We start from the raw sequence: 22,392 nt of genomic DNA, 5'->3' as shown, positions 1-22,392 counted from the left end.
GGCAAGATGAGTGCCGAGAACGAGAAGTACGGAGAAACCGGTTTGGAAATTGCCGTTATTGGAATGGCAGGAAGATTTCCGGGTGCGAAGAACCTCACGGAGTTTTGGGAAAACTTGCGTGCCGGCAAGGAGTCGGTCACTTTTTTTACGGATGAAGAGCTGGAGAAAGCAGGGATTGCCCCGGAAATGCTCAGGCATCCCCAGTATGTCAAAGCAAAGTCTCAGCTAGAGGACGTGGAGTCGTTTGATGCGCCGTTTTTTGAATACACGCCACGAGAAGCCGAGCTAATCGATCCACAGTTCCGTCTGTTCCACGAATGTGCATGGGAAGCGCTTGAGCATGCGGGACACCTTCCCGAAACCGAGGATCAACTCATCGGGGTGTATGCAGGGGCTTCTCCTAACACCTATTGGGTCGCAAGCCAAGCCATGAATGCTGTACATGCCAGTGATCAATTTCAAATTCTGCAATTAAATAATCCTTCGTTTACGACGCGAATTTCATACAAACTGAATCTGAAAGGCCCAAGCGTAAGCGTGCAAACGGCTTGCTCTACCTCTCTTGTATCCATTCATCTGGCTTGCCAGGGATTGCTGGCCGGCGAATGCGATCTTGCCTTGGCCGGAGGGGTTTCGGTCAATTTGCCGCGCACAACCGGCTATCTCTACCAGGAAGGAATGATCCAATCTCCCGACGGACACTGCCGGCCTTTTGACGAAGGCGCAAGCGGCACTTTGTTCGGCGACGGAATCGGAATCGTCGTGCTCAAGCGGCTCGCAGACGCCGCTAGGGATGGAGACGTTATTCATGCGGTTATCAAAGGCTCGGCGGTTAACAATGACGGCAGCCGGAAAGTAGGGTACACGGCGCCAAGCACGAACGGCCAGGTGGAAGTTATTCGCGCAGCCCACCAAATGGCAGAAGTTGATCCGGAAAGTATCGGGTACATCGAGGCCCACGGAACAGGGACTACACTGGGGGACCCGATCGAAGTGGAGGCGCTGCAAGCTGCTTTCGCCACGGATAAAAGGGGCTTTTGCAAAATCGGTTCGCTCAAATCCAATATCGGTCATCTGGACGCCGCGGCAGGAGTCGCGGGTTTCATCAAGGCCGTATTGGCGCTTAAGCATCAGCAAATCCCGCCAAGCCTTCATTTTCATCAACCGAATCCCAAAATCGATTTTGAAAACTCTCCTTTCAAAGTCAATTCGGAGCTTAGCGATTGGAGAAAAACAGAAGGACCTCGGAGAGCAGGAGTCAGCTCCTTCGGTATCGGGGGGACGAATGCCCACGTCATTCTGGAGGAGGCCCCGATTGGCGCGGCAAGTTCGGCGGGACGCGATCTGAAACTGCTCGTACTCTCTGCCCGGACGGAGGAAGGGTTAGAACGGGCGACTCGCAATCTCGGCGAGTTTCTGCGGACTTGTCCCGAAGCTGATTTGGCTGATGCGGCTTATACGCTGCAGACAGGCCGCAAACGGTTCCGTTACCGCCGAACACTGGTCTGCGCTGATGTCCGTGAAGCTTTGGAGCGTCTGGATGCTATCGATGAAGGCAAATTGCAAACGGGCGAGTCGGAGAGGGATCAGACCCGGGTTGTTTTCCTCTTCCCGGGGCAGGGCTCGCAGTATGTGAACATGGGAGCTGATTTATACCGCAAGGAGCCTTTGTTCCGGGCGGAAATGGACCGCTGCTGCGAGATCATTACAGCAGAGGGTGGCACCGATCCAAGGCATGTGCTGTACGGGGCTTCGGACAGTGCGGCAGCTGCTGATAGGATTAACCAGACGGAAGCGGCACAGCCGACTTTGTTCGCGTTCGAATATTCGCTCGCGCAGCTCCTGATGTCATGGGGCGTTAAGCCGAATGCCATGATCGGGCACAGTATCGGAGAGTACACGGCTGCGTGCCTGTCGGGTGTTCTATCACTTAGGGACGCGCTGAAGCTCGTCACACTGCGCGGCAAGCTTATGCAGAGCCTGCCTGCCGGAGAGATGCTGAGCGTCTCCCTTGACGAGGCAAGTTTATTAGAGCTTCTTCCGGAAGGACTGGCGCTTGCAGCCGTTAATGGACCGGAGCTCTGTGTTGTTTCCGGCCCGCATGCGGACATCGCTTCCTTTGAAACCAAACTTACCGGGCTGCAGGTGGTGCATCGAAAGCTTCATACGTCACATGCGTTTCATTCGGCCATGATGGAGCCGATATTGGAGAAATATGAGGCAAAAGTCAAGCAGGTGGTCCTATCCGCCCCGTCAATTCCGTATGTGTCCAATGTAACGGGAACATGGATAACGCCGGAAGATGTCGCCGATCCCGCATATTGGACTAGGCATTTTCGGGAAACGGTGCGGTTCGCAAGCGGGGCGGCCGAGCTGCTTAAGGAGAAGCAGGCCGTATTTATAGAAATCGGACCTGGCAATGTTCTCAGCAGCTTCATCCGTAAACAACAGGGGAAGGAAACGGAGCGTAAGCATGAAGTGTTCCATCTCGTCCGTCATCCGCACGAGCAGGCCGCAGATGATGCTTTCTTACTAGAGAAGATCGGCAAACTGTGGATTGCAGGCACGCAGATCGATTGGAAGGGGTACTACAGCTCGGAACGCCGACGGCGGGTTACTCTGCCGACTTATCCGTTCGAACGCCAGCGGTACTCCGTAGAGGGCGCACAATGGTCATTGCGAAACATGCAGGAGAAAACAGCTCAGCGGAGAATGGGAGCTACGGAAACGGAGACCGGGAACGAAGCTGTTAAACAATCCCAAGTAGCCGCGCGTATGCGGTCTGCATCCTCTATAGAACAGACGGTTGCAGAACTTGTCCAGAATCACTTCGGATTCGCGCATCTTGGGATCAATGACAACTTTTTTGAAATCGGAGCAAGCTCGCTCGATATTTCCCAGCTGGCTGATAAGCTTGCGGAAGTGCTGGGGATGGAAGTGCCCGTGGTTACCTTGTATTCTTATCCCTCCGTTCGTACCTTAGCGGCATTCTTACGTGGAAACGGACAGGGAAGCTCAGCGTCCGATGAGGCAGCGGTTGAAGAAGAAGCAGAGCGCCAGAATGCCATTAACGAGGGAATGGCGCGTTCCGAGCGGATGAGGACCATATCGGTCCAAGATAGAGATCTGACGGGAAGGCAGGAACAAACGGAACGTGAAGCCGTGGGGGAGAATGGGCTTGAGATAGCGGTCATAGGTATGGCCGCCAGATTTCCGGGTGCGGACAGCATCGGCCAGTTCTGGAGCAATTTGCGCGACGGCGTCGAGTCGATAACGTTCTTCACGGACGAAGAGCTGGTACAGGCAGGCGTCGACCCGCAGCTTGTATCTCATCCTTCCTATGTAAAAGCCAAAGGCGCTTTGAACGGGATCGATCAGTTCGATGCCGCGTTTTTCGGCTATTCACCTCGGGAAGCGCAGCTAATGGACCCGCAGTTACGGCTTTTTCACGAATGCGCTTGGGAAGCGATCGAATCCGCCGCCTACAATCCCGACACTTATCCGGGACTTATCGGCGTCTATGCTGGCGCGACCCCGAATCTGGAGTGGGTTTCCCGCTTTGCGCCTGCTTTGGGCGGAACGGAACGATTCAGCGCCATGCTCCTTAACGATAGGGAGTTTTTCAGCACCCAGCTGTCGTATAAACTCAATCTCCGGGGCCCCAGCATCTCGATGCAGACCGCTTGCTCCACATCCCTGGTTAATATCGTTCTGGCCTCGCAAGGTTTATTGGCGGGCGCGTGCGATATCGCTCTGGCCGGCGGCTCCACTGTCAGCGTACCCGACAAATCCGGTTATTTGTACGAAGACGGTATGATTCAGTCGCCGGACGGGCATTGCCGAGCCTTCGACGAGCAGGCGGCAGGAACTGTTTTCGGAGACGGTGTCGGTGTCGTTGTCCTGAAACGTCTGAGTGATGCCATTGCGGATGGAGATGTTATCCACGCCGTTATCAAAGGTTTTGGCTTGAACAATGACGGTACCCGCAAGGTAGGCTTTACCGCTCCGAGCACAAAGGGACAAGCCGAGGTCATCCGTGCCGCTCATCGGATGTCGGGTGTGGATCCGGAAAGCATCACTTATGTAGAGGCGCACGGAACAGGCACAAACATGGGGGATCCGATTGAGATCGAGGCTTTGAAGGAAGCCTTCGGCACGGATAAAAAGGGATTTTGCCGTATCGGGTCGGTCAAGACGAACGTCGGCCATCTCAACAGCGCAGCCGGAGCGGCCGGGTTCATTAAAACGGTACTGGCGCTCAAAGCGAAGCAAATTCCGCCGAGCCTGCATTATGAACGGGGAAATCCCAACATTGACTTCGCTAACAGTCCCTTTGTCGTCAATACGGAACTGGTGCCTTGGGAAGGCAGCCAGCATCCCCTGCGCTCCGGAGTCAGCTCATTTGGCATCGGTGGCACGAATGCGCACGTCATTCTGGAAGAAGCTCCCCCTAGGGAACCATCCGACGAAGGTCGTGCAGAGAAGCTGCTGATCTTGTCAGCAAGAACGCCAACAGCATTGACGGAGGCGAAAGCACGTCTGGCCGCATTTTTGACAGAGCATCCGCAAGTGAATCTGGCAGATACGGCGTATACGCTGCAAGCAGGCAGGAAGGCTTTTGAGTGGAGAGCCGCATTTGTGTGCAAGGATGCGGAAGAAGCGACCGCCATCTTGACATCGATAGGGTCCGATAAAATTGCCGAAGGCCAAACGGGGACGCAAACACGCTCTGTAGTATTCATGTTTCCGGGCCAGGGGTCACAATATGTCGGCATGGGACGGGAGCTCTATCTCAACGAACCTGAATTCAGAGAAGAACTTGATCGCTGCTTCGAGCTCGTTCAACCGTATGTAGAGCTTGACTTAAAGGCTGTCCTTTATGCCGCTGGCGAATCGGACCAAGATCATCGAGAGGAAATCTTGATGCGGACGGATATCGCCCAGCCCGTGCTTTTTATGATCGAATATGCGTTTGCCAGACTGCTTATACGCTGGGGCATCCGGCCCGAAGCGATGCTGGGTCACAGTATCGGTGAATATGTGGCAGCATGCCTGGCTGGTGTATTCACGCTGGAAGATGCGCTGCAGCTCGTAGCGCTTCGCGGCCGGCTCATGCAGGGGCTGCCGGCGGGATCTATGCTCAGCGTGGCGATGTCAGAAGCGGAACTGCGCCCATTGCTGCCTGATCATATTGCGCTGGCGGCAGTCAACAGCTCCTCCTTGTGCGTCGTATCCGGCACATCGGCTGAGATTGATGCATTCTCACGGCTGCTGGAAGACAAAGGCTGTGCCTGCCGTCTTCTCCACACATCTCATGCCTTCCATTCTCATATGATGGATCCGATACTTGCGGCATTCGCGGATAAAGTACGCTCGATCCGGCTGCATGAGCCTGAGCTGCCCTTTATTTCCAACGTGTCCGGCACTTGGATCACACCTGAAGAGGCTACGGATGCGGAGTACTGGGTTAGGCATTTGCGGTCAACCGTGCGGTTTGCGGACGGGCTTTACGAACTGTTGAATAATCCGCGCTCTGTATTCATAGAAGCCGGACCGGGCAATTCGCTCAGCACATTCGTGCGCAAGCATGAAGCTGGTTCGCGTGACCGGATCGTTGTCAATATGCTGAGACATCCCCAGGAAGCTGTTTCTGATACCGCGCACTTGTTGAACAAAATCGGACGCCTCTGGCTGGCGGGTATCGACATCGATTGGACGGGCTATTACGTCCATGAGCGGCGCAGGCGCATCGAGCTGCCAACCTATCCGATGGAGCGTCAGCGCTATTGGCTCGATGATGAGCAGCAGCCATTACCGGGAGCACGGCCATCCTCAGCCCCAAGAGGCGGTAAAAACGCTGACATGGCGGACTGGTTCTATTATCCTTCCTGGGAACGCGCCCTGCTGGAGGAGCATCCGGAAGAAAGCCGTCAGAACGGTCATAACTGGCTTGTATTCAAGGATGATTGCGGGATCGCGGACGAACTTGCCGCAAGTGTTCAAAATATGGGTGAGCGGACTGTAATGGTTAAGGCGGGCAGCGCCTTCATCGCGCATGAGAACGGAACGTTCACGCTTGTCCCGGGCTCTGCAGAGCAATACGTCCGGCTGCTGGAGGAACTGCAAAAGCGGGATTTCGTTCCCGACAAAGTCGCTCATCTGTGGAATGTTTCCTCCTCCGGGAAGGAAGAAGAGGAAATGGAACCTTTCGATGTGGAAGCGGTTGAACGCCGCCAGCAACAAGAAGGTTACTACAGCTTGATCTATTTGGCTCAGGCGCTGCGCAAGCATAAGGTAGAGGATATCCGTATAGCAGTCGTGTCCTCAGGAATGCAGGAAGTAACGGGGATGGAGCCGCTGTCTCCGGGTAAAATGACGCTGCTCGGACCCTGTATGGTCATTCAGCAGGAATACAGCGGAATTACATGTGTGAGCATTGATATTGATGTACAGGAAGAGACCAAGCAAAAGCGGCGAATCGCTGATAATCTTATCGGGGAATTATCGTCTCCGCCCTCGGACCGGCTTATCGCTTATCGGGGAAATTACCGATGGGTTCAGAATTTCAAGCCGGTAGGACTGCGCCAGGCGGAGAAATCGGCAGCTCCATTTCGGCAGCAGGGTGTATATCTCATTACGGGAGGGCTGGGAGGAATCGGGATGCTGACGGCAGAGTTCCTGGCGCGCAATTATGGTGCACGGCTCATTCTTACCGGACGTTCAAGCTTTCCCGACAAGAAGGAATATACGCGTTGTCTGGCTGAACATGGAGAGGAGCATCCGCTTTCTCAAAAAATCAGACGTGTGTTGCAATTGGAAGAACTCGGCGCTGAGGTTACCTATATGCAGGCCGACTTGTCTAATGAAGAACAGATGCGCCATGTCTTCAAGTTTATTGATCGTGAGTACGGCCGCCTTCATGGCGTCGTGCAGGCGGCGGGACTTCCTGGCGGCGAATCTTTCCGCGCGATCGAGAATATTAGCGGAGACCAGTCCGACGAGCAGTTCCGGGCCAAAGTCCAGGGTTTGCAGACGCTGGGCAGGCTAATTGCCGACAGGGAGGCCGAGATATGCATCCTGTTCTCCTCCATCGCCAGCATTCTCGGGGGACTCGGCTTCAGCGCTTATTCGGCCGCGAATTTGTACATGGATGCTTTTGCCCGCAAACAGAACCGGGCTGGCGGGACGAAGTGGCTGTGCGTCAATTGGGATGCGTGGGAATTCTGGGAAGAACACCGCTCGACGATCGGAGAGTCGCTTGTCGAACTGGCGATAACGCCAGCCGAAGCGCCTGATCTGTTCCGGTACGTCTACAGTCCGTGCGGCAGCAACCAAATTATTGTATCGACCGGTGATCTTCAGACGCGGATCGATCAATGGATTCGGCGCGCAGGCAAGAAAGAAGACAGTCACGCGGCAGGCGGCGTCTCATTCAGCAGGCCGGATCTAACCACACCTTATGCGGCGCCCCGCAATCGGGTTGAGAAGACGATAGCCGAGGTGTGGAAACAATTTTTCCGTATTGACGAGGTAGGTATCCACGATAATTTCTTCGATCTGGGAGCCAGCTCGCTGGATATGATCCAGGTGACCGCCAAATTGAATGAAGCGTTAGACGAGAGTATCGCCGTTGTTGATATGTTCACCTATCCCAGCATTCATGCCCTAGCTCAGCGCCTTACCCACAGCGAAGAAAACGAGGCGGAAGAGGCGGAGATGGAACATCAAATGATCGACTCCGCCGCGAAGGGAAGAAAGCGGCAGCAGCAGCAAAAAGAAAAGAGACGCAAAGGAGAGGTCTTGCTATGAGCATATCGAACGGTAGGGAGTATAACGGTTCGGAAATTGCCGTAATCGGCATGTCCGGCAGGTTTCCGGGAGCCAAAAACTTGCGGGAATATTGGGATAACCTCTGCAGCGGCAAGGAGAGCATCTCTTTTTTCAGTGATGAAGAGCTGTTGGAAGAAGGCATCGATGTGAAGACGGTGACTCACCCTAATTATGTGAAGGCCAAGGGAGTACTCGATGATCTCGAGTACTTCGATCCCGAATTCTTCGATTATACGCCTCGCGAGGCCGAGCTTATGGATCCGCAGTTCCGTCTTATGCACGAATGTTCCTGGGAAGCGCTCGAACAAGCGGGATATGATCCTAAGACATATAGAGGCTCGATCGGGTTATATGTAGGCGCGGCTTTTAATTCCAACTGGTTCATGCGCGCGTTCAAGGGGCTGGGAACAGCGGAAGAATCCGCCACCCTGGAGACGGCTATGCTGAATTTACGCGATTATATGGCCACACTTGTTTCTTATAAACTCAATATGAAGGGACCAAGCTTTACGGTGCAGACAGCTTGTTCGACATCGCTTGTTGCCATTCATCTTGCTTGTCAAAGTCTGCTCAGCGGGGAATGCAGCATGGCGCTGGCCGGCGGCGTATCGATACAACTGCCCAAGAGAGCCGGTTATTTCTATCAGGAAGGGATGATTAATTCCCCTGACGGCCACTGCCGGGCCTTCGACGAGAAAGGGGCGGGTACCGTCTTTGGTGAAGGCGCCGGGATTGTCGCCTTGAAACCGCTGGAGGATGCACTTGCAGACGGCGACCATATATACGCTGTAATTAAAGGCTCGGCGATCAATAACGACGGCAGCCGAAAAGTAGGCTATACCGCTCCTAGTACATCAGGTCAGGCGTCCGTAATCCGTGCCGCTCGCCATGTAGCTGAAGTGGAGCCGGAAAGCATCAGCTATATTGAAGCGCACGGTACAGGTACGACACTTGGCGATCCAATCGAAATCGAAGCATTGAAGACCGCTTTTCAAACGGACAAGAAGAGATACTGCGGCATCGGCTCGGTTAAATCGAACATCGGGCATCTGAACAACGCCGCAGGGGTAGCCGGATTCATTAAGACCGTGCTCGCCCTGGCCCATAAACAACTGCCGCCTACCCTTCACTATGAACGTCCGAATCCCAAAATCGATTTTGAGAACAGTCCGTTCTTTGTTAACGACCGGTTAAAAGACTGGACCAACGATGCCTTCCCTCTCCGGGCTGGTGTCAGCTCTTTTGGCATCGGCGGCACGAATGCGCATGTTGTCCTGGAGGAAGCGCCGCCTGCTTCCGCTTCCTCACGGGGCAGGTCGGCGCAGCTTATCTCTCTGTCGGCCAAGACGGAAGTTTCGCTCGACAGACTGACGGAGCGGATAGCACTGCATTTGCAGGAGCATCCTGACGTGAGCCTCGCAGATATGGCCTATACGCTCCATGAGGGAAGGGCAGCTTTCTCGTACCGCAGGACACTGGTCTGCGGAAGCGCGGATGAAGCGGTCATGCTGCTGGCTCAACCAGGTTCGCCCGAAGTTCAGAACGGATTTGCCTCTGTCGATGAGCCGCCGGTCGTATTCATGTTTTCCGGCCAAGGCTCGCAGTACACCGGAATGGGCCGGGAGTTGTATGAACAGGAGCCGGTGTTTCGCGAGGAGGCGGACCGCTGCTTCGAGCTGATGCCGGATGAGATCCGCCATGAGGCGAAGCGGGTACTATATCCCTCCGCCAATGAGCCGGATACGTCACTTATTAACCGGACTGACATTGCCCAGCCGGTTCTGTTTACAGTCGAATATGCGCTTGCCAGACTGCTGATGAAATGGGGAGTACAGCCGCAAGCCATGATCGGGCACAGCATCGGTGAATACGTCGCTGCATGTCTGTCAGGCGTCTTCTCGTTGGAGGATGCCGTGCGGCTCGTTACCCTTCGCGGTCAATTGATGCAGAGTCTGCCAAGCGGTGTCATGCTGAGCGTACCGCTGACCGAGCAGGAGATACTTCCACTGTTGTCCGGCGGCGTATCGCTGGCTGCGGTGAATGCTCCTTCCATGTGCGTTGTTTCAGGCACTTCGGAAGCGGTCGAGTCATTGGCTGGTTCCTTGGAAGAGAAGGGAGTCGAATGCCGTCGTCTCCACACGTCACACGCCTTCCATTCTGCCATGATGGAACCCATTCTGGAAGCCTATGAGCGCGAGGTAGGCAAGCTTGTGCTGAAAGCACCGCAGTTGCCCTTTATTTCCAATGTCACCGGAACCTGGATTCAGGATGAGCAGGCAATTAGTCCCGCTTACTGGGCACAGCACCTGCGCGGCACGGTAAGGTTCTCAGACGGGCTCAGTACCCTGATGAACGAAATGGACGCTGCGTTTGTAGAGGTTGGCGGAGGCAATGCCCTGACCGTATTTGCGAAGAGTCATCATGAATTCTCCAAAAACTCAGCCGGGGCCCCTAAAGAGCGTGTTATGGTGAACCTCCTGCGTCATCCGAAGCAGAATACCTCTGATGTCGCTTACCTGCTCCTTCAAGTGGGGCGTCTATGGAATGCGGGGATAAAAATAAATTGGACCCGTTTCTACGGGGAAGGGAAAAGAAATCGTATTCCTTTGCCAACTTATCCGTTTGACCGTCGCCGTTTCTGGCTTGATGAGGAAGGAATCCAGATCGTCCACTCCGATTTGCCAGCGAAGAGGCCAGGACAACAAGCTAATACGGAGCGGGATGACCGGATAGAGACCCAGAAAGAGAAAGGGTTATCTGAACCAAGCAACCCGCTGGAAGAGACGCTGGCCGGCATATGGCGCAATCTGTTCGGCTTAGAGCACATCGGAATTCATGAGGATTTCTTCGAAATAGGCGGGCATTCTTTGAAAGCGACCAGTCTGATCACAAAGATTCACAAGGAACTTGATGTGGAGCTGGCTTTGTCGGATATATTCAACATGCCGACAATAAGTGCGCTTGCCCGTTATATCGGACAGAAAGCTAAAAATAAATATTTTGCAATCGAACCGGCAGAGAGCAAACCTTACTACCGCTTGTCCTCTGCACAGAAACGCACGTTCCTCATTCATCAGCAAATCGGTTCGGTAACGACTTACAACATGCCGATGGCTTTGTGGGTACACGGAAAAGCGGAAGCGGATCGTTTTGAGCAGGCTTTCATTCAATTGATTCACCGTCATGAGAACATGCGCACCTCGTTTCATATGGTAGACGGAGAACCGGTTCAGCAAATTCATGAGAGTTTCACGTTTACCGTGGAACGCATGGAAGCGGACGAGGAAGATTTAAAGAAAATCATGCGGAAGTTTATCAGGCCTTTTGATCTGGGCAAAGCCCCTCTTATTCGCGCCGCTTTCGTTCGAATAGAGCCGGAGAAACATGTGCTGTTTATGGATATGCACAATATTGTTTCGGACGGCGCTTCAATGAATGTGTTTATTAAGGAATTCAGCGATCTGTATGCCGGAAAAGATCTCCCGCCTCTGCGCATTCAATATAAGGATTTCGCGGAATGGCAGCACCGCCTGCTGGGCGGGGATGTTATTCGGAAGCAAGAGGATTATTGGATGAACCAGTTCCGGCAGACAATCCCTGTGCTGAACATGCCGTATGACTTCGAGAGACCTGAATTTCAATCGTTTGTCGGCAGAGCGCACAAGATCAGCCTGTCCAAGGAAACCGCAGACCGGCTGAATGCTTTGGCCAAATCCCAGAATGTTACGATTAATGTGCTCTTGTTTCATCTATACACGATTGTGCTGCATGAATATACCGGTCAGGACGACATTACGGTCGGCTCGTTGGTGGCAGGCAGAAGGCATGCCGATGTGGAGCCTTTAATAGGCATGTTCACGAACTTCCTGCCGATCCGGGTCCGCTTCCAAGCCCGGCTCAGTCTTCTCGATCAACTGCTTATTCTGAATGACACGATGATGAATGCCTATGAGAATCAAGACTTCCCGTTCGACCGGATGGTCGAGAAGCTCTCGGCGAAACTACCGCGCGGACGTAATCCGCTGTTTGATACGATGATGATTTTTCACAATGAATTTGATGGTGACACCGTGCTTACCGCCGAAGGACTCACTTTCGAGAATTTTGAAATTACGAAGGGAATTTCCAAGCTCGATTTCAAACTCGATATCGGCTATGCGGATCATGGCGGCTTGCTCTGTGTCATGCAGTACAATACCGCTTTGTTCGCGGAAGCAACCATGGCGGGACTCATGGGGCATTTTACGGATCTGATTGAACTGGCTCTGGACAACCCGGCTATTGAATTGAGCGAAATCCGGCTGTTCACCGAAGAGCAGGAGGCTGAAGCGGCGGCAAAAAGAAGCAGTTCACTGCCGGAGCGTGTCTTTACCGTAACGGCCGTCTCTACCTTTACTGCGGACCCGATCCGTTCTTATGTCAGCTGGTGGGGAGAGCAGTTCGGAACACGTGTCGATATCCGTTTTGCACCATATCAACAAGTGTTTCAGGAGCTATTGAACCCGGACAGCTCCTTCTCGTCCGAAGAGGCTGCGGGACTGCTGCTCGTCCGCTTTGAAGATTGGTTGCGGGATGACCGCTCTCCGGAGGCCCAGCAGATTAAAAAGCTAGAACGAGCACTGGCCGATATGCTGCAGACATTATCTGCTGGCCGGAGAACGGGCCCGATATTCGCCGGAGTGTTTCCCGTATCCGCTTCATTAGGGGCTTCTCCGGTCATGGAGAGCTACCTGGAAGAGCTCGGGAATCGTTGGAAGCGCGAATTGGAAAGGCTGGATTATGTTCAGGTTATCGATTTCAGAGAGCTTAGCTCCATGTTCGGTATTGAACACATCCACGATTCCACTGCCGATGAAGCTGCACATATGCCGTTCACACCGGAATCTTATGCGGCAATCGGTACTCTTATTGCACGTCGGCTGCTCGCTTGGCAAGGACATCCCTTCAAAGTTATTGCGGTGGATTGCGATAACACGCTCTGGCATGGGGTATGCGGGGAGGATGGAGCGGCAGGGGTAACAGCCTCCGGTCCCTACCGCGAGTTCCAGCGGTATCTGCTGAGCAAGCAGCAAGAGGGCATGCTGCTGGTGCTGGTCAGCAAGAATAATGAAGCAGATGTATGGAATGTACTGGACAATAACCCAGACATGCTGCTTAAAAAAGAGCATTTTGCGGGAACGAGGATCAATTGGAACTTAAAATCCGAAAACTTGCTTTCATTGGCGGAAGAACTCGGATTAGGACTGGACAGTTTTATCTTCATCGATGACAGTTTGCTGGAATGTTCCGAAGTACAGTCACAGTGTCCGGAAGTCCTTACGCTTCAGCTTCCTGAAGAGCGGCTAATCCCGGCATTCCTGGAGCATATCTGGGCAACAGATCGCCTGCGCGTGACAGAAGAGGATAAACGGAGAACCGAAATGTATGTCTCAGAGCGCAAGCGCAGAGAAATTCGTTCTTCGGCTCCCTCTCTGCAGACTTTTCTCGACGAATTGGAGCTTAGACTGGGCATTTACGAAGCAACTGCTGAACAACTGCCCCGCATAGCCCAGCTGACACAGCGCACCAATCAATTCACGCTAAACGCAGATATAATGTCAGAGAGTGAACTGGAAGCTACGCGGGCTGAACCGGATACGAAATGCTGGGCGATTGAAGCCTCAGACCGGTTCGGGCATTACGGACTGACAGGGGCGGTCATAACGCGCTTCGAAAACGATATTGTTCATCTGGATGTATTCCTACTCAGCTGCCGCATTCTTGGGAGAGGGATCGAGTCGGCCGTAATCAGTTCTTTAAAGGCTTATTGCCATGAACGGAAGGCCGAATATATGGAGGCTGTGTGCACAATTACCGGGAAAAATGAGCCGCTGCTCGCATTTTTGAGATCGGGACCGTGGAGCATCACGGAGGAGTCCGGCCGCAAGGTGTGTTTCCGGATTGCAGTAAAGGATATCCCTGATTCCATCAAGCATATTGAAGTCCTTAACGAGCCACTGCCCGGCGTGGGACTGACCCAGCCTCAGCTCACCGGCAGCGAAGCGGGCACCGCCACAGGGCCGGCGCAAAGTTTAGAGAGAACGGGCTGGGAAGAAGTTCTCATTGGCCGTGAAAATCAGCAGCATCGCCGTCATTTGCTTCCGCTGCAGTATTCTGACGCTTCAAGGATGCTCCAGATTCCGGTAAAGGAAGTAGAAGATAGCGCAGCTCTGAGAGCTCCGTACCGGGCTCCGTCCAATCAGACAGAGGAAGCCTTGGTACAAATTTGGGAACGGGTGCTCGGGATCGGCGGCATCGGAATTGATGACGATTTTTTCCGGCTTGGCGGAACGTCCCTTCATGCTGTTCGGGTTGAGATCGAAATGGAGAAACAAGGTTTATCGGCAGAAGGACAGCAATTATTCAAATATCGCACGATTCATCAATTAAGTCCGTTCATTCGAATCTCTGTCATGGAATAATACGAGGCAACTTTACCTGCAAGGCATCATGAGACAAGGCTATCGCCTGTCAACGGATGCCTTGCTTTTTTATGGTAAATATAGGATAATGATTGAACTTCATGGGAATACAATAATATACAATTGTGCATTGTGTTGGATAATATATTTATTAAAGGGGATGGTGGTAAATATATGAACGAGGAACTGATAGATTACGTTTATTCTCAAGTGTCAATGAAAGAAGGAAAAAAAGTAATTGAGAATATTCTTCTGGATATTTACTTCAAACCGGGCATTTCCACCAAAGAGATTGCCAGAAAAACGCTGCTGCCCCTGCCGCTGGTGTCCGCAATTAAGAAAGAGCTAATCAAGGTTGGCCTCATTGAACAAAAGCGGGGGGTGAACTGCACGGCAAGAGGAAGCCGTTTTGTCGAGCAAGTGATGGGGTTCGGCGATTTGGATCATGACCTGTATCAGCGTTTGAAGTACGAGCAGTGGCAGCCTGACGAACTGAAGGACATGATGACCAAGCTGGAGAGCGTCTTTGAGGGACGTCCTCAGGTCGATGTTACGATTGATCAGTCAAGCTGCACTCTGGCTACGAGCATGAACCGGGCTGTTCTGGCGCTTCGTCACGAGGCTCTAATCGGCAGGGACATCGTTTGTCTGGGGGACGATGATCTCGTCAGCGTGTCGCTGGCGTTTCTGCTGAAGCAGCTTTATCGTAACGATGCCTCCAAGTCGAACACCCGTATTTACGTATTCGAAATTGACAAACGTATTACCAGCTATGTGAACTATCTGGCGGAAACCGAAGATTTGCCGATCGTCTGCTACGAAATGGATTTTCGCGAACAGCTTCCGTCTGAATTTCTGAACCGCTTTGATTGCGTATTCACCGATCCGCCTTATACACAGCAGGGGATGTCGTTATTCGTCTCCCGCGGAATTCAATTGCTGAAGCGGGATGTAGGACTGCCTATCTTCCTGTCGTTCGCCCACAAATCGCCTGACTTCACCTTGGCGATGCAGCGCGAATTTGCCAATATGGGCTTGTTAGTGACGAGTGTCTTGCCTCGCTTCAATGAATATATCGGTGCGGAAATTATTGGTAACACAAGCCAGATGATTGTGTTACAATCTACTGAAGAGACCCACGAAAGTATCGAACGTGAATACAGGCAAGCGCTGTATACCGGGGAAGTCAAACGTACGGTTCGCTTATACGAGTGCAAACGCTGTAATCGCGTGACCGAAGTAGGTTTCCAAATGGAGTGGCAAACGATTGAGCACCTGAAGAAAGAGGGCTGCCCGGGCTGCCGCTATGAGACTTTCGAGCTCATTCAAAAAAAGAACGCATAAGAATACAGATTGGAGTTACAGCACGATGCCGATTAGAGAAATCGAGCCCCAGGATATCCCTGTTATTACAATATTCGAGACAGAAATCTCCATGATTTCATTCGGAGAAGATGCGATTACCGATCCTCTATTTCATACGAAAAAGCTAGAAAAGGCTCTTCGATATGAAAGGGAAGGAATGCTTGTTCTCGATGTGGATGGGGAAGTCTCAGGCTGGATGTGGATAACCCCGCGTAAAAACTCGGTTACCAAAGAGACGTATGCGAATTTCAAAAGTTTCTATATTGCTGAATCCTGCCGGGGAACCGCCTATGTCGATGAGCTCTTCGAGGCGGGAATGAACTACTGCAGAAGCGAGGAAGTTACGCAGATCGTAGGTAAGGTGCATGTGAGCAACTTGCCAATGCGGCTTCTCTATAAGAAATACGGCTTCAAGCCGACACATTTGACGATGGAGCTCTTTCCTAATGGACCCCAAGATTAAATGTCTAGTATGGGACTTAGACGATACGTTGTGGCAGGGAACGCTTAAAGAAGACAAAGCAGGCATTAAACTGCTGCCGGGGATAATAAACGTCCTCGATACGTTGGACCGACGCGGAATTGTTCAGAGCATAGCCAGCCGCAACAACTGGGACCAGGTGAAAAGCAAGCTGGAGGAGCTGGGCGTCGGTCAATATTTTCTGTATCCACAGTGTCATTTTGACTCAAAAGCGCTCAGTATGGAACGGATAGCGAAGGAACTGAACATTGGATTGGATACGCTGGCTTTGATCGACAATGATCCGTTCGAACGCTTTGAAATAAACTACTATGCTCCTCAGATACGTACATATGACGCCCGTCAATATCGGGATTTGCCTGAGTACCCCGAATTTCAGATCGGCCATGCGACCGAGGAATCGGAGAACCGGCGTCAATATATGCAGGCGCGATCTAGGAGAGAAGAAGCCCAAAAAGAGCACAAGGGAAGCCGTGAGCAATTTTTAAAGGAATGCGGTATGAAGCTGCAGATCCGATTAGCGCAGGAGAGGGATTACCCCCGGGTTGTTGAATTGTCCCATCGTACGAATCAGATGAACAATTTGCTGGAGAGAATTGACATGACGTTCGTCGATTCCTATTGCAAGCAGGACGGCCGCTATTTGTATGTGGCCAAGCTTGAGGATCGGTTCGGCGCGCACGGGCTTATCGGGACCTGTTTTGTGAATATCGTCGACGCAGAAATCAATCTGGATCTCTTTTGCATCTCCTGTCGGATCGAAGGCCGTGGCATCGCTTCGGCATTTTTGTATACGGTTCTTGAACGGCTGGGACAACAGGTGCCGATGGCGAAAGCTGTACGGTGCCGATTGGTGCGCAAACAACGAAATTTACCGGCCAGACTGTTATTGGAAATGCTGGGCTTCAAGAAATCCGCTGCGGATGACTTGGCATCCACTTACATACTGCAACTGCCGCTTCCGCACAAAGTATTTAATTGGCTCGAGATTGGAGAATGAACGATGAACCGCGATGCGATCGAACAAGAGATTACGGACATAATTAAGAAAATGCTTCAGTTGTCATTTGTTGATAATGATACCGTCTTAATCGGCACGGCCGGAGTATTGGATTCTATGACATTTATTAGACTGCTTGCGGAGTTAGAGAAGCGGTTTGACTTTACGGTGGACGAGGATGATTTGACTCTGGATTCCATCAGCAGTGTTAAGAACCTGACGGAATGGGTGATTAAAAGCAAACGGGAGAACTCCTGAATTACAGCAGGCATCAGAAGATAGGATCCTCACAATACCATGATGAAGCGGGAATTATTCCTGCTTCGTCATGGTGTTTTTCATTTTATTGAATAAAACAGGTGGATAATCATGCAAGGATCAATTGATATCACTGCCAATATTCAGTAGATTTTATTTATTATAACAAGTTTTGCCTTCTTACCATAATATTTACATGCTATAATTCTATTATATCTCATACAACTTATGGAAGAATTCCGAAAACTTGTATGCGGTATAAGAGGAAGGAACCCAGGTGTTTGTTCTCATCTTATTCATGGCAGGCATAACAGAACCGATTCACGTTGTACAAAGAAAAACTTTGAACTACGGGAGGAATGTAAGAATGTCCAAAGAAGATGTGAAGGCGAATGTGACCGATCCGCAGGCGCCAAATCCTGTAACTATTATCGGGTATACGAATGAATTCAGCGTCCAGCCCGGTCAAGATCTGCACTTTATGATTGATACCGGAAGCTCGGTATATACGGCTAATATTGTGCGTTTAATCGGAGGAATGCCTGATCCGGACAACTCGACTTTTTTGCCGACAGAACCGGTGTCGGCAGATTGTGCAGGTGAATATCCCGGGCGGCGGCAGATAACGGCTCCAGGTTCCTATGCCGAGCTGCCCCTGCCGAGAAATTGGATGCAGAGCGGCGAATTCTCGGCACAGCTGTGGATTTTCCCGACGGTTCCCGTATATGACTATATTCAGACCGTCTGGTCCGCACGCTCTGCAGATGGCACATCCGGTGCTGCCCTGGCATTGGAAACTGACGGACGTCTGGCGTTATCCCTAACCGGGGGCTGCGGGCAATCCGTTACAGTCCGCACCGATATCCCGCTTAAGGAGAATATATGGTATTCCGTAGTCCTTCAGTATGCGGCAAGCACACAGACAGTCAAGCTTTTTGTCAACAGCCGGGACGGGTGGAAGGCGGATGACGGCCTACAAGTTCATACCGCTGCTGCAAATCTGGATTACAGCAATGTCGCCTTAGCGCGCGTCCTGATCGCTGCGGATTCCGACCCTGCCGCTCCGGGACGCACCATTCATCATTACAATGGTAAAATCGGCAATCCCCGGTTCTGGGGAGAGCTTCTACCCGAGGAGTTGTTACCGGACGTACTGCTTGGCACAGACGGAATTGGCGTTGTTCCCCTAGCGGATTACGATTTCAGCGTCGATATTGCTTCAACACGCCTTGAGGACCTGTCGGCAGGCGGCTATCACGGCACCCTGCATCAGGGGGGCACAAGAGCGGTAACCAGTCACAACTGGACTGGGGAACACCTGGACTACCGGCACGCGCCTAAACAATATGCGGCTGTTCACTTTCATGATAATGATCTTGTCGATGCCGAGTGGGAGATTGATATTTCCTGGAAGATCCCGGGCGATCTGCCGAGCGGAATATACGCGCTCAAACTTGAAGCTGAAGGCAGCGTAGACTTTATTCCTTTCTTTGTTCGCCCTCTTCAAGGAACCGTAAGTGCACCCGTTCTGTTTCTTGCGCCGACTAATACTTATTTGGCTTACGGGAACGAACGGCTGTTTAAATTTGCCAAAGACTATCTGGGTGAGGACTACGTTCTTCCTTCCCAGGACGTTTATTTGGATGAACATCCCGAGGTGGGCAGCTCCATCTACGACCTGCATAACGATGGCAGCGGCGTGCAATTCTCATCCCGTCTGCGACCGCTTCTGAATATCCGGCCTCACTACCGTAATTGGCGGGCTGTACGCCACTTTTCCGCCGATTTGTACATTACAGGGTGGCTGGAAAAACGGGGTCAGAGCTATGACGTTGCTACGGACGAGGATTTGCATCATGAGGGAGTTCATCTATTGAGCCCTTACAAGGTGCTGATCACCGGGAGCCATCCCGAATACTGGACGAGACCGATGATGAAGGCGCTGGAGCAATATTTAGCGAACGGCGGGCGGGTCATGTATTTAGGCGGGAACGGGTTTTATTGGGTGACGAGTCTTGATCCGGACCGGCCATCCCTATTGGAAGTAAGGCGCGGTAACGCCGGTTCACGTGCTTCGGATTCTCCTCCTGGTGAACTGTTCCACAGCACGACGGGGGAGTCCGGCGGTCTATGGCGTCACCATGGTTATATGCCCCAGCGTCTAGTCGGTGTAGGAACTAGCGCTTTGGGTGGCGGGTCTGCTACCGGCTACCGGCGGTTAGACGACAGCTTCAAACCGGAAGCCGGGTTTATTTTTGACGGTATCGGCGAAAACGAGATCATTGGTGATTTCGGACATGCTGCCGGAGGAGCCGCTGGCGATGAGATCGACCGTTACGATCTGAGTTTCGGAACACCTCCGCACACGCTGCGTCTGGCAACATCGACCGGTCATGACGATAACTACCAATTCGTGCATGAAGATCAACTTCATACTGCACCAGGTCAGGGGGGAACCGAAAATCCGCTCGTGCGGGCGGACATGACTTATTTTGATATTCATGGCGGCGGCGCTGTGTTCTCTGTCGGTTCGGTTAACTGGGCCGGCAGCCTAGGTTGGAACGATTATAACAACAATGTAGTCCGTATCAGTGACAACGTGCTGAGCAAGCTGCTGCTGTAGCAAACAGGACATGTATCAATTCATCTGAGACAACAGTGGGCGAATCGGGGCACAGCATGTGCCCCGTTCATATTTGGTTCCAGCTTCAGAATACCCATTAAGGAAGGTGAGGAACTGTGAAAATTAAGCTTTCAGCTGCTGCCATATTGACTCTTATGCTGGTATGCTGCATGTTGGGTTTGCAGGCTGACCAATCGGCGGAGGCAGCCGCCTCCAATTCTCGTACAAAGGCCAAAAACGTAATCTTTATGATTCCGGATGGATTTTCACCTGCCTATGCAGCCAACTACCGTTTGTACAAGGGTGAGCCCTCTGTGATGGACTCCATGATTGTAGGCATGGTAAGGACATATTCAGCTGATTCCGCGCTCACCGATTCAGCCGCAGCGGCGACTGCAATGGCCACGGGATACAAGACGAATAACGGAATGATCGGGAGGACTCCCGATGGGATTGAGCGCAAGACGATTCTTGAGGCGGCCCGCGAACAGGGGAAGGCAACCGGTCTCGTAGCTACTTCGAGCATTACCGATGCGACCCCAGCTGCGTTCTCATCGCATGTTTTCTCAAGGAAAGATGAAAGCCTTATTGCGCAGCAGCAACTGCAAATTGCGGATGTTTTGCTAGGGGGAGGTAAGGCCTTCTTTCTTCCTGAGACTATGGGAGGGAAGCAAAGCAGCCGCAATCTGTTGGAAGAAGCGAAACAGAGAGGTTATCGTGTAGTTGAGAACCGGACTCAACTGGAATTAGCAAGTGGAAACCGAATTCTCGGTTTGTTCGCGGACGGAGATATGGCGCCTGAGCTGGACCGGGAGCATACGAACGAACCAAGCCTGAAAGAAATGACGGGAAAAGCGATCGATATTCTCCATAGAGACAAAGACGGTTTTTTCCTGCTGGTGGAAGGAAGCCAGATTGATTCGGCCGGTCACTACAATGATGCCGCATGGGCCATGAAGGACACGGAATCGTTCGAAGAAGCAGTGGAGCTGGCAAGAAAGTTTGCAGAAGAGGATGGGAACACGCTAGTCGTTATAGCCGGTGATCACGACACCGGAGGAATGGCGGTCGGAGGATATGATCAAACGGACGCCAAACTGGAGGTGCTGCGGCAGGTACAAGCATCCGGACTCTATATGACTAAAGAGCTGAAGACGGATAGAAGCAATGTCAAAGAGGTGCTCAAAGCTTATGCCGGCATCGATGTGACGCCTGAGGAGGAAATCGCAATTATCAATGCTGCTGACGCTATGCAAGCTATAAATCATGTCATCAGCAAACGTTCCATCGTGGGATGGAATACCTATCTGCATACGGGTGTGGATGTTCCGCTGTATGCTTTTGGACCGGGATCTGAGTTATTTCGCGGACTACACAATAATACGGACTTACCGCATTTGGTCGCTCGGATAATGAACATCGATTTCGGTGAGGACAAGTATAAAAAGTGAAACGAGCTGAATGTGAATTCCATATTCTGATAAAGCAATGATATGACAGCGGCTGCTCTCCGGTTATTTTGGCTAAACCATGGAGCAGTCTTTTTTATGGAGATGGGTGTCCGCTCGGCGGCTATAACGAGGATGCGATGTAATCGATCCAGGGGTGACCCGATGGAAACTGCGTACGGAGCGCATGGGTAAGCCATGTTTTAGCTTGCGGGTGAAGGAAGGGGAGCACCTTGATTAAATCCTGCTCGTCTTTTTCCCGAATGTTCTTACTGCCACCCTTATATAGAAGCTGTATCTCCGGTTTCAGATAGGGAATTCCTTGGTCTGTTTTTAAGGATATATCTTGGAGAGGTCTTCGGATCGACGGTTCTCTTCGATAAACCCAGCGGTCCTGTTCGGTTTCTACCAACATGATTTGGAATGAAAATGGGGCTTCATCATTTCGGCTTACCCATACATCGCCAACCGAATGCAAATATTCGCCTTCCTCCCAGATTGATAAGGTTCCTTGATCCGCTTTGTACAGCGTCCATTCTTTGGCTAATGCAGCGTAAATGGCGGCCTGCTCTTCGCGAAGGATCAGGATATCGATATCGCCGTGTTCCCGGGTCTGCTCTCCCAAATATAAATCCAAAGCCCAGCCTCCGGCGATATACCAACGAGCAGGGATATCAGCAAAAATTCTGACGGTATCCGATACGCTGATCGGTTCCCAATGATCATAATCAGTTCTCATGTTCAACTCTCCCTTACGTTTTCTTGCGTCTTCGATTCATTCCTCCATTGTATAGGTTTTATCCTGTCCGTGAAATGAGGATAAATAGATAGGTCAAGCTTTCCCGCCTTTGCACAGGCATCCTGCATAAAGAGAGTAGGGGCATGGTTCGTTCTCACCCGATATTTTTCAGCCGGTGTTTATCCCA

Annotated in this window: 9 protein-coding genes; 8 read left to right on the top strand and 1 reads right to left on the bottom strand. The window is 51.9% G+C overall.

All coding sequences use genetic code 11. From position 1 onward, the window contains the following. Positions 1 to 6: 6 nt before the first annotated feature. The 8 genes from NYE54_RS29660 (at position 7) to NYE54_RS29625 (ending at position 21,469) form a co-directional block, all read left to right on the top strand. Complete coding sequence (locus NYE54_RS29660) at positions 7 to 7,809, top strand: SDR family NAD(P)-dependent oxidoreductase (RefSeq protein ID WP_339268125.1); 7,803 nt, start codon at positions 7 to 9, stop codon at positions 7,807 to 7,809. Next, positions 7,806 to 14,291 carry an HAD-IIIC family phosphatase gene (locus NYE54_RS29655; protein WP_339268123.1) on the top strand — a complete coding sequence of 2,162 codons (6,486 nt, stop codon included), beginning with the start codon at positions 7,806 to 7,808 and terminating at the stop codon, positions 14,289 to 14,291. The genes NYE54_RS29660 and NYE54_RS29655 overlap by 4 nt, the downstream gene beginning before the upstream one ends. A 174-nt stretch (positions 14,292 to 14,465) precedes the next feature. After that, positions 14,466 to 15,635, top strand: a complete 1,170-nt coding sequence (locus tag NYE54_RS29650; RefSeq protein WP_339268122.1) for a bis-aminopropyl spermidine synthase family protein — start codon at positions 14,466 to 14,468, stop codon at positions 15,633 to 15,635. Positions 15,636 to 15,660: 25 nt separating this feature from the next. Further along, on the top strand, positions 15,661 to 16,119 hold the full coding sequence (locus NYE54_RS29645) for a GNAT family N-acetyltransferase (RefSeq protein ID WP_098748974.1): 459 nt from the start codon (positions 15,661 to 15,663) through the stop codon (positions 16,117 to 16,119). Next, entirely contained in the window at positions 16,103 to 17,137 is a 1,035-nt protein-coding gene (locus tag NYE54_RS29640) for an HAD-IIIC family phosphatase (protein ID WP_339268120.1), read from the top strand. The genes NYE54_RS29645 and NYE54_RS29640 overlap by 17 nt, the downstream gene beginning before the upstream one ends. Positions 17,138 to 17,140: 3 nt before the next feature. Continuing rightward, on the top strand, positions 17,141 to 17,395 hold the full coding sequence (locus NYE54_RS29635) for an acyl carrier protein (RefSeq protein WP_076325395.1): 255 nt from the start codon (positions 17,141 to 17,143) through the stop codon (positions 17,393 to 17,395). Between the two features lie 367 nt (positions 17,396 to 17,762). Further along, positions 17,763 to 20,018: a N,N-dimethylformamidase beta subunit family domain-containing protein gene (locus NYE54_RS29630; RefSeq protein WP_339268119.1), complete on the top strand. Its 2,256-nt coding sequence runs from the start codon at positions 17,763 to 17,765 to the stop codon at positions 20,016 to 20,018. A gap of 116 nt (positions 20,019 to 20,134) precedes the next feature. Next, positions 20,135 to 21,469, top strand: a complete 1,335-nt coding sequence (locus tag NYE54_RS29625; RefSeq protein WP_339268118.1) for an alkaline phosphatase — start codon at positions 20,135 to 20,137, stop codon at positions 21,467 to 21,469. 121 nt (positions 21,470 to 21,590) lie between these two features. Here the strand turns inward: NYE54_RS29625 and NYE54_RS29620 are convergent, their stop codons facing one another. Next, positions 21,591 to 22,205 carry a hypothetical protein gene (locus tag NYE54_RS29620; protein ID WP_339268116.1) on the bottom strand — a complete coding sequence of 205 codons (615 nt, stop codon included), beginning with the start codon at positions 22,203 to 22,205 and terminating at the stop codon, positions 21,591 to 21,593. Between the last annotated feature and the right edge of the window lie 187 nt (positions 22,206 to 22,392).

Origin of the sequence: Paenibacillus sp. FSL K6-1330 (genome assembly GCF_037976825.1) — a bacterium.
Taxonomy (GTDB): Bacteria; Bacillota; Bacilli; order Paenibacillales; family Paenibacillaceae; genus Paenibacillus_AQ.
This window is presented reverse-complemented; position numbering and strand designations above follow the sequence as displayed.

Bases quoted from the DNA above. Each gene is read 5' to 3' on its own strand.
- NYE54_RS29660 (WP_339268125.1), top strand. From the start codon at position 7: ATGAGTGCCGAGAACGAGAAGTACGGAGAAACCGGTTTGGAAATTGCC.
- NYE54_RS29655 (WP_339268123.1), top strand. From the start codon at position 7,806: ATGAGCATATCGAACGGTAGGGAGTATAACGGTTCGGAAATTGCCGTA.
- NYE54_RS29650 (WP_339268122.1), top strand. From the start codon at position 14,466: ATGAACGAGGAACTGATAGATTACGTTTATTCTCAAGTGTCAATGAAA.
- NYE54_RS29645 (WP_098748974.1), top strand. From the start codon at position 15,661: ATGCCGATTAGAGAAATCGAGCCCCAGGATATCCCTGTTATTACAATA.
- NYE54_RS29640 (WP_339268120.1), top strand. From the start codon at position 16,103: ATGGACCCCAAGATTAAATGTCTAGTATGGGACTTAGACGATACGTTG.
- NYE54_RS29635 (WP_076325395.1), top strand. From the start codon at position 17,141: ATGAACCGCGATGCGATCGAACAAGAGATTACGGACATAATTAAGAAA.
- NYE54_RS29630 (WP_339268119.1), top strand. From the start codon at position 17,763: ATGTCCAAAGAAGATGTGAAGGCGAATGTGACCGATCCGCAGGCGCCA.
- NYE54_RS29620 (WP_339268116.1), bottom strand. From the start codon at position 22,205: ATGAGAACTGATTATGATCATTGGGAACCGATCAGCGTATCGGATACC.